This is a genomic window from Sporosarcina obsidiansis (genome assembly GCF_009651005.1).
Classification (GTDB): Bacteria; Bacillota; Bacilli; order Bacillales_A; family Planococcaceae; genus Sporosarcina; species Sporosarcina obsidiansis.
This window is the reverse complement of sequence record NZ_WHVW01000013.1, coordinates 10,593-25,709: the sequence shown is the minus strand read 5'-3', so window position 1 is coordinate 25,709 and position 15,117 is coordinate 10,593. Positions and strand designations below refer to the sequence as shown.

The 15,117-nt window shown below is 39.8% G+C and carries 16 protein-coding genes; 6 read left to right on the top strand and 10 right to left on the bottom strand.

Annotated elements, in window-relative coordinates:
* The first annotated feature begins 9 nt into the window (after positions 1-9).
* The 5 genes from modA to GD002_RS11330 all read left to right on the top strand — a co-directional run bounded on the left by modA (position 10) and on the right by GD002_RS11330 (position 3,834).
* The gene (gene modA, locus GD002_RS11350) at positions 10-828 is read left to right on the top strand and encodes a molybdate ABC transporter substrate-binding protein (RefSeq protein ID WP_228548357.1); all 819 of its coding nucleotides are present in this window, start codon (positions 10-12) and stop codon (positions 826-828) included.
* Positions 829-857: 29 nt separating this feature from the next.
* The gene (gene modB / locus GD002_RS11345) at positions 858-1,532 is read left to right on the top strand and encodes a molybdate ABC transporter permease subunit (protein WP_194841580.1); all 675 of its coding nucleotides are present in this window, start codon (positions 858-860) and stop codon (positions 1,530-1,532) included.
* 18 nt (positions 1,533-1,550) lie between these two features.
* Positions 1,551-2,219: an ATP-binding cassette domain-containing protein gene (locus tag GD002_RS11340; RefSeq protein WP_153732480.1), complete on the top strand. Its 669-nt coding sequence runs from the start codon at positions 1,551-1,553 to the stop codon at positions 2,217-2,219.
* Positions 2,220-2,385: 166 nt separating this feature from the next.
* Entirely contained in the window at positions 2,386-3,420 is a 1,035-nt protein-coding gene (gene fni, locus GD002_RS11335; protein WP_153732479.1) for a type 2 isopentenyl-diphosphate Delta-isomerase, read from the top strand.
* A 39-nt stretch (positions 3,421-3,459) separates the two neighbouring features.
* Positions 3,460-3,834 (top strand): rRNA methyltransferase, encoded by a 375-nt coding sequence (locus tag GD002_RS11330; protein WP_153732478.1) that lies wholly within the window; start codon positions 3,460-3,462, stop codon positions 3,832-3,834.
* A gap of 572 nt (positions 3,835-4,406) precedes the next feature.
* Here GD002_RS11330 and GD002_RS11325 read toward each other — a convergent pair.
* From GD002_RS11325 to GD002_RS11295, 8 genes are all read right to left on the bottom strand, one after another.
* Entirely contained in the window at positions 4,407-4,625 is a 219-nt protein-coding gene (locus GD002_RS11325) for a hypothetical protein (protein WP_153732477.1), read from the bottom strand.
* A 143-nt stretch (positions 4,626-4,768) separates the two neighbouring features.
* The gene (locus GD002_RS11320; protein ID WP_255425160.1) at positions 4,769-5,011 is read right to left on the bottom strand and encodes a DUF4181 domain-containing protein; all 243 of its coding nucleotides are present in this window, start codon (positions 5,009-5,011) and stop codon (positions 4,769-4,771) included.
* A gap of 405 nt (positions 5,012-5,416) precedes the next feature.
* On the bottom strand, positions 5,417-6,100 hold the full coding sequence (locus GD002_RS11315) for a M15 family metallopeptidase (protein ID WP_153732476.1): 684 nt from the start codon (positions 6,098-6,100) through the stop codon (positions 5,417-5,419).
* 343 nt (positions 6,101-6,443) lie between these two features.
* Positions 6,444-6,827: a hypothetical protein gene (locus GD002_RS11310; RefSeq protein WP_153732475.1), complete on the bottom strand. Its 384-nt coding sequence runs from the start codon at positions 6,825-6,827 to the stop codon at positions 6,444-6,446.
* Positions 6,828-6,848: 21 nt separating this feature from the next.
* A complete protein-coding gene (locus GD002_RS11305; protein WP_153732474.1) occupies positions 6,849-7,226 on the bottom strand; it encodes a hypothetical protein in 378 nt (125 codons plus the stop codon).
* Positions 7,227-7,449: 223 nt separating this feature from the next.
* A complete protein-coding gene (locus GD002_RS18050; RefSeq protein ID WP_255425159.1) occupies positions 7,450-7,572 on the bottom strand; it encodes a hypothetical protein in 123 nt (40 codons plus the stop codon).
* Between the two features lie 41 nt (positions 7,573-7,613).
* Positions 7,614-7,862, bottom strand: a complete 249-nt coding sequence (locus tag GD002_RS11300; RefSeq protein ID WP_153732473.1) for a DUF1450 domain-containing protein — start codon at positions 7,860-7,862, stop codon at positions 7,614-7,616.
* Positions 7,862-8,836, bottom strand: a complete 975-nt coding sequence (locus GD002_RS11295; RefSeq protein WP_153732472.1) for a cupin domain-containing protein — start codon at positions 8,834-8,836, stop codon at positions 7,862-7,864. The genes GD002_RS11300 and GD002_RS11295 overlap by 1 nt, the downstream gene beginning before the upstream one ends.
* A 115-nt stretch (positions 8,837-8,951) precedes the next feature.
* Here GD002_RS11295 and GD002_RS11290 point away from each other — a divergent pair, with 115 nt between their 5' ends.
* Positions 8,952-9,827: a LysR family transcriptional regulator gene (locus tag GD002_RS11290; protein ID WP_153732471.1), complete on the top strand. Its 876-nt coding sequence runs from the start codon at positions 8,952-8,954 to the stop codon at positions 9,825-9,827.
* 726 nt (positions 9,828-10,553) lie between these two features.
* Here the strand turns inward: GD002_RS11290 and parC are convergent.
* Together parC and parE are read right to left on the bottom strand one after the other, a co-directional pair.
* Positions 10,554-12,980 (bottom strand): DNA topoisomerase IV subunit A, encoded by a 2,427-nt coding sequence (gene parC, locus GD002_RS11285; protein ID WP_153732470.1) that lies wholly within the window; start codon positions 12,978-12,980, stop codon positions 10,554-10,556.
* Complete coding sequence (parE, locus tag GD002_RS11280) at positions 12,977-14,992, bottom strand: DNA topoisomerase IV subunit B (protein WP_228548356.1); 2,016 nt, start codon at positions 14,990-14,992, stop codon at positions 12,977-12,979. The genes parC and parE overlap by 4 nt, the downstream gene beginning before the upstream one ends.
* Between the last annotated feature and the right edge of the window lie 125 nt (positions 14,993-15,117).

The window sequence follows — 15,117 nt, the reverse complement described above, 5'->3', positions numbered from 1 at the left end:
GAAATATATTTGAAGCGTTTTTACTTATTAGCTTTATTCGTCATGCTTTCTGTCCTTTTGGTAGGTTGTGCAGATGAGGAGCCTGAAAAGGTAGATTCGACTGTAAAAAATTCACCTGCAACTGACAAACAACCAGCAAAAGAAGTAGAGTTATTGATTTCTGCAGCAGCCAGTTTAACGGACGCGTTAGAAGATATGAAAGCTACATACGAGGAACAACATGAAGGCGTTACACTGACATATAATTTCGGCAGCTCTGGTAAATTGTCAACGAACATCGAGAATGGAGCACCATCTGATGTCTTCTTATCGGCAAGTTCCAAAGATATGAACGACATGGAAGACAAAGGACTTATTGTGGAAGGTTCTAGAGCAGATTTCACGTCAAATGTACTCGTGCTGATCGCAAATAAAGAGTCAGATAGTACGATTACTTCATTCGAAGAGATCGATCCGTCTACTATCGACTATTTCGCAGTAGGGGAGCCAGAAACAGTTCCAGTAGGGCGCTACACAAAAGAAATGTTTGAACACTTGAATTTATGGGAGTCTTTGCAAGATAAGCTTGTGCGTGGTTCAGATGTACGTCAAGTGTTGACACATGTAGAGATGGGCAATGCGGATTACGGTGTCGTGTACTCTAGTGATGCCTTTATTTCGAATGACGTAAAAGTATTGGCTGAATCGAATCCTGATTGGCATGCACCGATCGTCTATCCTGGAGCAGTTGTTGAAGCTTCTGAACACAAGGAAGCCGCACAGCAGTTTTTGGATTATTTAACGAGTGACGTAGGAAAAGAAGCCTTACAGCAATTCGGATTTAAGTAAGTAGAAGAGGAGGAGAAGGCTTGCTCGAAATGGATTATTCACCTTTGTTATTATCGCTGAAAGTGGCAGCCATCTCCACCTTCATTGTATTCCTAGCAGGCGTGTTCATAGCGTATTTGCTAGCAAAACGAGATTTTTTTGGTAAGAGTATACTGGAAGCTTTATTTTTATTGCCACTTGTCTTACCACCAACCGTCGTAGGATTCGGTCTTCTTATTTTATTTGGTAAAAAAGGATGGATTGGTAGTTGGCTGTTGGAATGGTTCGACTTACAAATTGTCTTTACATGGATTGGCGCAGTAATCGCCTCAATCGTGGTATCATTTCCTCTTATGTACCAAAGCGCTGCAGCTGCATTTGAAGGTTTGGATGAACGTCTATCGAATGCAGCACGGACGATGGGCGCTTCGGAATGGAGAGTATTTTGGTCGGTGGTTTTTCCACTTGCATGGCCAGGTTTAGTGGCCGGCTTAGTTTTGTCATTTGCCAGAGGTCTTGGTGAGTTTGGAGCGACATTAATGATAGCAGGTTATATACCAGGCAAAACCGACACGATTCCAATGGCGATTTATTTTGCTGTAGAATCAGGTCAGATGGAAAAAGCGACGTTTTGGGTCATCATCATTATAACATTCGGTTTCAGTTTGATATTGTGGGTGAACTGGTGGAGCAAGCGCAACATTCGTCGATTTACTAGAACTTGATGATGGGGAGGTAAAAAGATGCTAAACGTACAATTCCTTAAACAGCTTGCACATTATGAGATGGACATTCAATTTGAGATGAAAGCGGAAATCCTCGTATTAGTTGGTCCATCTGGTTCAGGGAAAACGACAATTTTGAATACCGTTGCCGGACTTGTTCATCCGGATAGCGGGACAATTGTTTCCAAGGATCGGGTGTTTTTCCAAAGTGACGAAAAGCCTTTACCGGCAAGAGATCGCCAAATCGGATATTTATTTCAAGATTATGCGCTGTTCCCTCATATGACAGTTGAAAAAAATATTTGGTATGGTGTTAAAAAGAAGCAACAGAAGGAGAGCGTCGCAACAATCCAGCAACTCCTACACGTCTTAGGTATTGAACACTTACTGCAAAAATTTCCTCACCAAATCTCAGGTGGAGAAAAACAACGTGTCGGGTTAGCTAGAGCACTTGCTGCACAGCCATCTGTTTTATTGTTAGATGAGCCTTTGTCAGCACTTGATAAAGAGACACGACAACAATGCCAGGATGAGTTACTACGCTTACATGAAATTTGGCAAATTCCTTTTATCATCGTTACCCATGATCTAGACGAAGCAGAAAGACTTGGTGACCGAATTATTTATTTGGACAAAGGTCATATTGTACGTGAAGAGCGGAAAAAATATTTGGTATCAGCGTACTAGCATAATGTGGAAATCTACTTAGCTCCGATTTAATGAATCAGAGCTTTTTAATTTTTACTGATATTGATTGAGACAGTTCCAACTTACCTTAGACATCGCTTGTATTTACAAAAGAATATCGCCATACTAGAAGGAACCACTAATTCATTGAAGAGGGGCTAGTACTGTGAGCAAGCAATTGAACAAGCGAAAAGCAGAACATATCCAGATTGTCCTGGAAGAACACGTCACAGGAAATGAAATCACCACCGGCCTGGAACAGTTTCATTTTATACATAACGCATTACCTGAATTAGCGTTTTCTGATATACAAATAGATCAAACATTTTTCTCGAAAGAATGTAAGGCTCCATTTTTAATTAGTTCAATGACAGGTGGCGCTAACTTCGCCGAAACCATCAACCGAAACTTAGCAACTGCTGCAGAGCAAAGAGGCTGGGCACTTGCTCTCGGATCGACACGTGCGTTAATCGAAAGTGAGGCCTACAGGCAATCTTTTGATCTCAGAAAGTATGCGCCTACGATCCCAATTATTGCGAACTTGGGCGCGGTTCAGTTGAATTACGGCTTTTCTGTAACGGAATGCCGTCAGATTATCGAGTATACAGATGCAGATGCACTGGTACTACATCTGAATAGCCTCCAGGAAGTTATTCAGCCTGAAGGCAATACGAATTTTAGCAGTTTACTACCAAAAATCGAGAATCTATGTGCGGCTTTATGCATTCCAGTCGGTATTAAAGAAGTTGGATGGGGAATTGATCCGTCGATAGCTAGACAACTGCTCGATGTCGGTATTTCGTTTATTGATGTCGCAGGTGCAGGGGGTACGTCCTGGAGCCAAGTGGAAAAATTCCGCACGGATCCAATCAAACAAAGAGCAGCAGCCGCTTTCAGTGAATGGGGTATTCCAACAGCTAGGTCCGTTGAAGATATTGCACCTATTGCCGATGAAAAACTACTGATAGCAAGCGGAGGTCTACATACCGGAGTAGATGCAGCAAAGTGTATCGCTTTAGGCGCAGATTTCGCAGGATTCGGAAGATCCATTTTAAAGGAAGCAACTTTTTCAGTGGAAAGTATTATACAAACAATGGAAGTTAGAGAACTTGAATTACGAATGGCCATGTTTGCAGTGGGTGTTCAGAATCCAAATGAATTGCAACAAACAAATCGACTTCAAAAAATTACTCGTGACTAACTGGTCACGAGTTTGTTGAGTAACTAAGGAGGAATTCAAATGTGGAAATTGGTGAATTGCAAGATGATACAGACAACGGATGAAACTCGGGTAAAATTCCGTACAAATATTAGTCAAGAGATTTTACAGCAATTAGAGAACTTATCCGAAGAATACGATACATATAGCAATTATTTATTAGAAAACGGTTTACGAAATGTATTAACACAAGAAATCATCTCATACGATAAAAATTTGCGCCCAAAAGATCGAGTTCAATATAAAACGACCTATGATAAAGAACTACTGGAATCCGTTAAGCAGCTAGCAAAGGAACAGAAGTTGTTTATTAATGACATCATTGAATATAGTGTAGATCATATAGATTTCAGTGATGTGAAAACAAAGGACCATAAAAATCGCTTGGAAGAGTAGCGTGAAAGGTCAATGAGGGACATAGAAAATATATAGATCATACAACGCCCCGAACATAATATAAATTATAGGAAGTTGTGTTTCGTTTTTAAGTATACTTGAGACAGTGAGACAAAAGCGTATTTTTTGTAATAAGACAACAAGATCCTCATGTTTATTTCATATTAATATTTTTGTGAAGATAAAATATCCGTTTTAATTTCCACTGCTCCTTTACTTTACGCAACTTTTACACATTCTATCTTCTATAAAATCAAGAGACCGATATCGCTTAATATAATATTTATAATCCACTTTTCACCTATATGGCTTCTAAGACGAAATCTTAGAACTGTTTTTCTATCGCTTTTGATAAAGTTTGATCAAAGCAGATTCTTTCCTTTTCTGCCAATGAATCGAACCCTCATTCAGAATTGTGCCCTGTTACCTATCTGTCCGAATGACTAATCTCACTATAAAATAATATGTTACACCCCCACATAAAACACGTTTCATTTAATATCCGAATGAAACGTGTTTTATCATACAGAGTCACCAGACACTGATTTTTAAATAACGCAATATTATATTTTTCACTCAACAGCTTCGGATATTTCAACCGTCCCTTTAATATTTTCCAATGATTTACCCTCATAGTTACCAACGAACAAATAATATGTGCCAGCTAAATGGCTTGGTACTACCATAGGATGAGGAAATTCCGTATTTAATGCGTTACCAGTTAATCCTGTTTCCCCTATATACCCATCATGCTCAGTATATTCGTTCGTTTTCATGAAGTTGATAGTCAAATTTCCGTTTCCTTCTGACTTAAGGTTATAAGTGATGAAATCCCCCTCTTTAAGCGTATACTGCCCTAGATTCACGCCCTCACCACTAGCTATATACTCACCAAGGAAAGCACCGTTAGTTCAAACGAAACGGTCTTTACTTATTACAGTCCAAAGAAATCAGTCCCTAACAAGATGAAAAACAGCATAAGAGTGAATACTATTCTGCCTACTGTTAATTTGTAAGTATTATGAACCTCATGATATTTTCTTTCCATAACTGCTCTAAATACTTCAATAACAAATAGAAAAACAAGCAAAATCAACCACGGTTGTTGTAGAAACCATATCTGAATGATCGGGTTCTCCGAGCTGCTTAAAACATATCCTAACAAGATGCTTATCACTGCTATAATTCTGAATGTCCGATCAATTTTTTTATGTTTCTTTATGAGAAAGGTTTGTTTCTCTTAACCTTTAATAAATAACCCATTATTAAATCAAACAGAAACATGGATAATAAAACAATAGTCAACAATAGAAAACTCCCTACATCAAGCATAATTCAATCTCCGTCTCCTATTAAAATCGTCACTATCTTGATTCCTTCCACGATAAATTATCTCTTCAAAGTGTGTAGGTTTAAAATAAACAATGTTCTTCATCAACTGACTCCTATTTCGGTAAAGCAGTGTATAAACTATCTGACCCTTTTCTGGTCTAACGTTGTACGATTAAAGTACCCGTTTAGAAATGGCTCAAGAAGAAATAATTCCTTGTACTGGTCTTACCACTTTACTCTTAGATATGATTTATGCCTCTTGTAATAGATTCAATAAATCCTGTTCTGAAACAGGATCATAAAGTGATTGATTCACGTCAGTCATAACAGCCCAGTATCTATCACCGTATGACCAGTGCCACCACTCTGTAAAGTAATTAACAAAACCAACAGACTGGAGAGCATGTGCGAGAACTTGACGATTATAAATTGCTTGTTCCGTGATATTTGTTGCATCAAAAAAAGTTGCATTATCAGTTTCATGTGGTATAGCATCAAAAATCGTACCGAGATCTAATTCATTATTATTTGAATCAATTAAGGTTATATCGATAGCACCACCTGTTGGATGAGGAGCTACATTTGGAGGGGCAACATACTTAGATGCCTCAGCAATTAGATGATCTAAATCCTGATTCGAGGAATTTTCTCTTACGCGTTGAATAGATCGCTCGAAAGCTAGTTTTTGGATATGTAAAGGTCTATATCCTTCCTTTATTAAAAATCGAATATCTTTCGGAAGATATTTTTTAGCAAAAACAAGCTTTTTAGCTATCGAAAGGCGGACAAAGGAAAAGTAAGGAGTCCTGCTATAAAGAGATGGATCCACAACAATTTCTGAATCAAAGTTAACAAGATCGACAAATGGTTCTTTAGAAAATGGAACACTTATAGCGGAAACTCTTGGATCACTCATTAAGATATTTTTTGACATTTTATGATCTCCCTTCTTATAATGATTTAGTTATGTTTATAATGCTTGCTTTCCTCTAGTTTAGTACACTTTACTCAATTAAATGGCTCGATTCCTGCATAATTTTGTTCAATAATTGTGCCCGTAAACGTACAAAGGAACCTATTCGACAGTTAAAGAAAAAGCATAACTAGCAGTACCTTGTTTCCGGTGTGCTAGCACTTGGTAAATTACTTTTCCTTTTATCAGAAAGAAGAACTTTATCTGTTGGTAGCATCCAGTTTTTTCAACATCGTAAGTATTTTTGAATTATTTTGATACCCGACTAAGTTTCCATACTTGAAATCATTTGTTGTTCTTGCACCTATCTCAGCAATCCAATCCCTTTTACCTTCACTGGTAGCTGATGATGATACATGCTAAAATCAGGCGAAACGCTTCTTCCTGCTGCGTGCATCAAGTAGTTTGTGGCCCTGTCACGATCAAATGTTAGGACGGCAAGTTCACCAAAAGAAATTTCTCCTGACTGATATAATTCTTTAGCTATTTCAGTCATCTCGCCAAAAGTAGCATTTCGTACATTATATTTATTCGAAAGTTCTTCATATACTGAGGAGGAATTTCTTTGCTCAATAGCTACTGAGTCCGATATAGTAAACACTGTGTCTCTAGTTTCTGCAATTTTCATAGCATTACTTTTTGAATATAAAGGGTGTGATTGAGAAGACATTACGGTATTTATTGTCATACGTTAATCTCTCCTTCTATCCTAGATACTAGTTATATATTTGGAAATTCCGTTTTCTTTTTCCCAAGCTGCCTGTTTCTTTTGCTGCATAGGATTCGATAACTGTTCGAGCTGTTTCATCAGCATTGCATGAGCTGTGTCGATTAGAACGCTTGCTTCATCAGACTTTATGCCTTCCTGAGCTTCTGTTTGTTTCGTCTCCATCAAAAGAATTTTATCTCCATTTGCTTTTATTATATAGTTACGTATATATCCCCCTTCATTTCTAACCACGAATTTTGGCTTGTTATTCTTTTTATCATCCTCATTCAAGAACAAATTTGAAATATTTTGCTCCTGTCCTTCTTGGTTTTTCAACGTGTTAAAATATCCCATTGCAGTAGAAGATTGAACTTTCATTTCAAGATACACCTTTCTCTATTTGCTCAGTCAGTTTTAGTATCGGATTTTAAATCGTATATTAAAGCCTAACACTTCGTATGTTATCAAGAACCTATCTTGGTGAGTCGCCTTTATTTCTACAAATTAATAAAAAGGATCGCAAACTCATCGTTTGCGATCCTTTTTATTATTTAGTTTCTTTTTTATCGTAGCAACATGAACAATCTTTCCATCTTTCGCTTCATCCACGAGCGAACTTTCTAGATTGTCGATTCATATTCTTCATTGACATCTGATCAACTTCAACTTTCTGATTTTTTGTCGTCAATAATTTAAACTGTTCGTCGTCTTTCATTACGTTCATTAATTATTTCTTTCAACTTATAAAGTAAGCATTCATAATTATTAATCAACCAGATACGATTTCTCGTTCACATATTGAAGGACCTTTTCCACCAATGCCTCCGCATCCTCCGCTTCAATAGTTTGCAATTGAATCTGGCAAAACGGTTTGATTCTACAGCGAAGACAGCGTCTGAAGCATCCCGTTTCATAGACCTTCACAAGTTCTGAATAATCCTTTTCAAGAGTTTTCTTAGCCTGGTCAGATGCGGTTCTGCGAAGGTTGTTTTCACAAAACTTAACAGCGCGCATTAGGCTTCATCATAATGCGTGAATTGAATATCGAGTGTGCGCAAATAGGTTTGCAAGCCGGCATCTTGAATGGGTATAATATAAGCCGCTTCGCTCGATTCATTATGATGAGAATGCCAAAGCCCTGGCGGTGTAACGAATGCTTTGCCTGTCACCCAGTCGATGCGAATTGGATCAATGATTTCATTGGTCTCCGGATCGATTTGATCGCCAACTAATGTATATGTGCCAGGTGCCGCATACGCGACAAAATCGAGCGCAACCGATTTATGGCTATGGGGAGCCTGATTGGATCCAACCGGTACAATGCCGAGCATGGCCCACAACACATGGGTAATCGTTAAGGTTTGATCGAACTTTTCATTGTTCAACAAAATGGAGATACGATTTTTTAAATGCGCATCCGGGGCATTCACCACTTCTTCCAAATGTTTTTTCGCCATTTCCGCAGTGTATAACGTCGGTTTGAAACGGGCCTCTGTCGCCTTTACGCCTAAATAGTCAAGAAGTGGCGTGTCTACAATATAATAAATCGTTGCATCCTCCACCGCCGTATGAATACTGGTCGATCCGGATGGCAATGTGATAAAATCCCCTTGTTTCCAGTCGATGTTTTCCCCATTTACTTCCGTGCGCCCGGCACCTGAAATAATATAGTAAAGTTCACTCGTGGCATTCGGTTCCGTTTGAATGGAATCACTCGCATTAATGCGTATAAATTGTGCAAGTAGCGAAGGACTTGTCGCCAAGTAATCTGTTTTTAATTCCTCACTTAGGTCTAATGTGACGATTCTCGTTTCACCAGATTGATAAAGATCCGGACTAAATTCTTTGGCAGGTATCCGACTGATAATTCCGCTTCCAATCGGATCTGCCGCATTGGTATACTCCAAAAATTGCGCGTCACCCGTCCAATTTTCCACAGCTTCCCCAACAGAAAATTTTCCCGCGTGTGCATTTGTTGACAATGACATCTCCTCCATTCGATTGATATCTATAAGTTTAGCTTGCTAGTCATCATTCGTGAAGTATATAATTCATATAACAACGATACGTTTTTCGAATTATTAGAAATTTGGTGGCGCAACAATGGAATTAAGACAGCTCCGCTATTTTATAGCCGTGGCAGAAGAATTAAATTTTAGTCGCGCGGCAAAACGTTTACATATTACACAACCGCCATTAAGTATGCAAATTCAAAACTTGGAAAAAGAAGCAGGGGTTCTACTATTTCATCGAACAAACCGGAGTGTTGAATTAACGGAGGCAGGACAACAATTCTATCAGGATATCGTCAAAATTATCGATTACCTAGAAAGTTCTGTCGAAAATGCAAAACGGATTCATCTTGGAAAACTTGGATGTTTGCGCGTAGGATTCGTTGGTTCCGCAACCTATGATATTCTCCCCGCCGTTTTACGGGAATTCCGACAACAATTTCCCGACGTCCAAGTTCACCTTTCTGAATTATCTACGCCTGCTCAACTCGAAGCGTTACGACAGAACGAAATCGACGTCGGCATCCTAAGACCGCCAGTCCGCGATGACACACTGAACACCGAAATCGTCTCTATTGATCCTTGCGTACTCGCGGTCCCAAAACAACATCCCTTACTCGAATTAAGTAAAGTTACTTTGGTCGACTTAAAACCATACCCGTTCGTATTATTATCACCAAGAACATGGCCCGGCCTCTACACCGAAATTCTAGGTCTATGCCACCCTGTCATCCAACAAGAAGCGCTCGAATTTCAAACAGTCATTGGTTTAGTTGCCGCGGGGATCGGCATCGCCATTGTCCCTCAATCGACCATGAACCTTCATACACAAGAAGTCGTCTACATTGAGTCCATTCCACAGTTACCGCTTGTCTCGATGGGAATTACGTATCGGAGAAGTGACCAATCCATTCTTGTTAAAACTTTTTGTGAGATAGCAGATCGCGTTGCTCGGAGTGTTGTGTAGTTTTTTGGAGTTAGTGGGGATTTCACTGAGGAAAAAAGGACTTTCTCTCCCCATTTAGTAAAAGCCTACATTTCATACTTACTAACTTCGATTCAATTGTTTTATTGTAAAAAAAACACAAAATAGCTAAGTTATATGCCGAATCGACCGGGGAATCTTTAGCATAACAGGTATGCTTTATAACGAATAAAAAAGCAACCTACCTGTATGGATTAAAATAACAGGGGTTGCTTTAAATTAATTTTGTCAGTTAAAATACTTCATATTAAATCGAAATCATGGACTCTTGTTTGAGGTTGTAACCGATTCTTCAAAGTGAAACGAGCGAAATCCTCTGTGTAGCTTGTAAAACATGTAGTTTTCAAATTAGAATCAATGAATAAATGCTCGGCTATCGGATTAACAAGTTCATATTCTATTACTATTGGAACTAACTCATCCTCGCTAAAATTGAACTCATGTTCCATTTCTTTTTTAAATCCAATCATGGTTTCCGTATAACGTTTAGCCATCTCCAAATCCGGTGCTAGATAAAATCCATGCCGAATACTGTCATGACTTCCCCCTTTATATTCTCACGCCAACAGTTTTATACAAGCTTCCCACCGTACTTTTCATCTTAAGATAAAGTATAACACCATAAAGAAAGTAGAACGAATATTCTCATTTCAAATCATAGTAAAATGGATCACAAACCTATGAAGCCCGCGATCCATTTTTATATTTCTATTTACTTTCCTTCTTCATCGTAGCCACTTGAACAATCTTTCCATCCTTCACATCATCCACAATAGAACTTCCATTAGATTGACGATTTGTATTCTTTAACGTCATCGGATCAATTTCAACTTTTTGATCTTTCGTCGTCAGCAATATAAATTGTTCATCGTCTTTCACAGTCTTCATATCCACAATTCGATGCGGATTGGATTTTAATTCTTTAAGCACAGTTACACCTCTAAGTGCTCTTGAACTGACTTCAAACTCTGAAATATTCATTCTCTTTACTGATCCACGCTGCGTCACAATGAAAATATTCTTCGTTTGCTCCGTAATCACTTCAAACGCTGCAAGTTCATCTTCTGGCTTCAAATGAATCCCTCTGACACCACTCGTTCGGATACCTGTAATCGTTAATTCCGTTAATGGAAAACGCAGTGAATACGCTTGTTTACTCACTAATAACATGTCTTCATCGCCTGTTACCACCTGAGCGCCTACGAGTGTGTCACCCTTTTTCACATTCATTGCTTTAAATGAGCGATTATAGCGTTGCACTTGGAAATCTGTCAGCTTGGATAATTTCACATTGCCGTTTGATGCAGCCGTCAAAATACTCAAGTTTTCGTCAAAGCTTTCGATGCCGATTACGTCTACCAGCTCTTCCTGTGGCTCCAGTCCGACTATACTTGATAGATGCTGCCCTAAATCACGCCAACGAATGTCAGGAAGCTCATGGACAGGCTGATAGATATAATTGCCGAGTGATGTGAACAGCAAGAGATGATGCTGCGTATTCATCGCACATTCCAATAAATTATAATCGGATTCCTTCATTTCTTGACCTGTACCGTTAGAAGCTGAATAAGAACGCATACTGGTACGCTTAATATAGCCGCCTTTTGTGACGGATACCATGACTTCTTCACTCGGTACCAAAATATCCAAATCCACTTTCAATTCTTCAATTTTCTCTTCAATTACTGAACGACGTGGCTCAGAAAACTGTTTGCGAATCGCTTTAATCTCTTTTACAAGAACAGCTACAAGCTTTGACTCACTTGCTAAGATCTCCTCTAAGACTCCAATCAATGCACGTAGCTCTTCTTCTTCTTTTTGCAGTTCTGTTATATCTGTGTTTGTTAAACGATATAACTGCAAAGATACAATCGCTTCTGCTTGAACTTCCGTAAACTCATACGCATTAACCAAGTTTTGTTTTGCATCTTTTTTATCTTTTGATGCCCGAATCGTCTTAATGACTTCATCCAGTATAGATAAAGCCTTCATTAAGCCATCCACGATATGTAATCGATCTTTTGCTTTTCTAATATCATACGTTGAGCGTCTCGTGATGACTTCTTTTTGATGATCGATATACGCATCGAGTAGCATCGGAAGCGACATGAGCATCGGTCGTCTGCCTGCAATCGCAATCATATTGAAGTTATACGTAATCTGCAAATCCGTATGCTTCAATAAATATTGCATGATCGCATTGCCGTCCATGTCTTTTTTCAATTCCACCACAATTCGCAAACCTGTCCGGTCGGATTCATCCCGAATTTCCGCAATCCCGTCAAGCTTCCGATCATGACGCAATTCATCCATTTTCTTCACTAAGTTTGCTTTGTTCACATCGTAAGGAATTTCAGAAATCACAATTTGTGTTTTCCCAGCTTTTAATTGCTCTATTTCCCACGTGGCTCGGATAATGAAACGTCCCTTACCTGTCTTATAAGCATTTCGAATGCCGTCTGTTCCTTGAATAATGGCACCCGTCGGAAAATCTGGCCCCGGAATGACCGTCATTAACTCTTCGACGCTCACATCCGGATTTTTCAGCCGCATCAATACCGCATCAATTACCTCATGCAAGGCGTGAGGCGGGATATCCGTTGCATATCCTGCTGAAATACCGGTCGAACCATTGACCAACAAGTTCGGAAAGCGCCCTGGCAATACAGTCGGCTCTAGCTCCGTATCGTCAAAGTTTGGTGCGAAATCTACTGTCTCTTTGCGGATATCACGCAGCATTTCACTAGCAATTGCGGATAAACGAGCTTCCGTATAACGCATCGCAGCAGCTGAATCGCCGTCAACCGACCCGTTATTTCCGTGCATATCAATCATTTCATGCCGAAGCTTCCAATCCTGACTCATTCGAACCATCGCATCATACACGGATGTATCCCCGTGAGGATGGTAGTTACCAATGACGTTACCCACTGTTTTGGCCGACTTACGGAACGCTTTATCATGCGTATTCCCTTCATGGAACATCGCATATAAAATTCGCCGTTGAACAGGCTTTAACCCATCTCGGGCATCTGGGATAGCACGGTCTTGAATGATATATTTACTATAACGCCCAAATCGGTCGCCAATCACTTCTTCTAAGGGCAGATCTTGAAAAGTTTCTGAATGGGTCATTCCATATCCCCCTCAACATGTATAAATGCATTATCTAAAATATTATGTTCTTCAATTAAGCCAAAATCGACATTTTCTTCAATCCATTTTCGACGAGGTTCTACTTTATCCCCCATTAATGTCGTCACGCGTCGTTCTGACTTCGCACCGTCTTCGATTGTCACGCGGATCAGCGTGCGCGTCTCTGGATTCATGGTAGTTTCCCATAATTGGTCCGCGTTCATTTCTCCAAGACCTTTATAGCGCTGCAACATATAGCCTTTACCGATTTTCTTCATCGCTTCTTCCAGATCATCTTCAGTCCAAGCATATTCCAACTTTTCACTCTTGCCTGATCCTTTGAACACTTTGAATAATGGAGGTAGGGCGATATATACCTTTCCAGCTTCGATCAAAGGCTTCATATAACGATAAAAGAATGTCAATAATAGTACTTGAATATGAGCACCGTCAGTATCGGCATCCGTCATGATAATAATTTTATCGTATGCCGCATTCTCGATTTGGAAATCTGCTCCGACGCCTGCACCAATTGCATGGATGATCGTATTGATCTCTTCATTTTTCATGATGTCTTCGAGCTTCGCCTTTTCCGTGTTGATGACTTTACCACGTAGTGGCAAAATCGCTTGGAACGTACGGTCACGGCCTTGCTTCGCTGATCCACCTGCAGAGTCACCTTCCACTAGGTACAATTCATTTTTAGCAGCGTTTCTGGATTGTGCAGGTGTCAGTTTTCCTGACAATAACGTATCTGATTTTTTTCGCTTTTTTCCGGACCGCGCATCTTCTCTTGCTTTTCTGGCTGCTTCACGCGCTTGGTGCGCTCGTATCGCTTTACGAACAAGATTCGCACTCAATTCTGCGTTTTCTTCCAGGAAGTACAACAGTTTTTGAGACACTACTGCGTCTGTTGCAGTCCGGGCTTCACTTGTCCCTAACTTTCCTTTTGTCTGGCCTTCAAACTGAAGAATTTCTTCCGGTATACGAACAGAAACGATCGCTGCGATCCCTTCTCGGATATCTGCGCCATCTAAGTTTTTATCTTTTTCCTTTAATAATCCTGCTTTTCGAGCATACTCATTCACCACACGAGTCATTGCGGCCTTGGCACCTGTTTCGTGCGTCCCACCATCTTTTGTGCGAACATTATTGACAAAAGAAAGAATCGTTTCTGCATAGCCATCGCTAAATTGAAAAGCGAATTCTACTTCTATCCCTTCGACTTCCCCTTCTAAGTACGCTACGTCATGCAAGACATCCTTCTCTTCATTCAGATACTGAATAAATGCTTCAATTCCAGACTCATAATGAAACACATCATGTTTATCGGTACCTTCTTCTTGCAGAGTGATCTTTAGTCCTTTCAATAAAAAGGCCGACTCACGTAATCTCTCAGCTAGTGTGTCATATTGATACTTACTTGTTGAGAAAATAGTCCGATCCGGTTTAAATTGAATGTTCGTACCTGTTTCTTTCGTTGTGCCGATCTGTTCTAGCGTCGTAACCGGTTGTCCACCGTTTTCGAAGCGCTGTCGAAACTTCTTGCCATCTCGATATATCGTTACTTCCAGCCATTCAGATAAGGCATTGACGACAGATGCACCTACACCATGTAAGCCACCACTTGTCTTATAGCCACCTTGTCCAAATTTCCCCCCTGCGTGCAACACAGTTAAAATGACTTCGGCAGTGGGCTTCCCTGACTGGTGTTTGCCTGTCGGCATGCCTCGTCCATAATCTCGAACGCTGACACTTCCGTCTGAATGAATCGTCACGTCAATTTCCGTACCATAGCCTGCTAATGCCTCATCTACCGCATTGTCGACTATTTCGTAAACTAAGTGATGAAGCCCTCGGGTATCCGTGGAACCAATATACATTCCCGGTCTTTTACGGACAGCTTCTAATCCTTCTAAAATTTGAATGGAACTATCATCATACGTATTTTGTATTTTCTGTTTCCCCAAAATGAAACCCCCGTCAAACAAATGTTCTCTTAATTTGATCATACATCTTCTGATAAACCTTGTCAAATCAACGTTTTGTTTCAGCTCAACCTATTGTATAGAAGAAATGTGAGGATTGCAATGCGGAAACCATGACAACCTCATGAACGACATACTCCGACATTTCT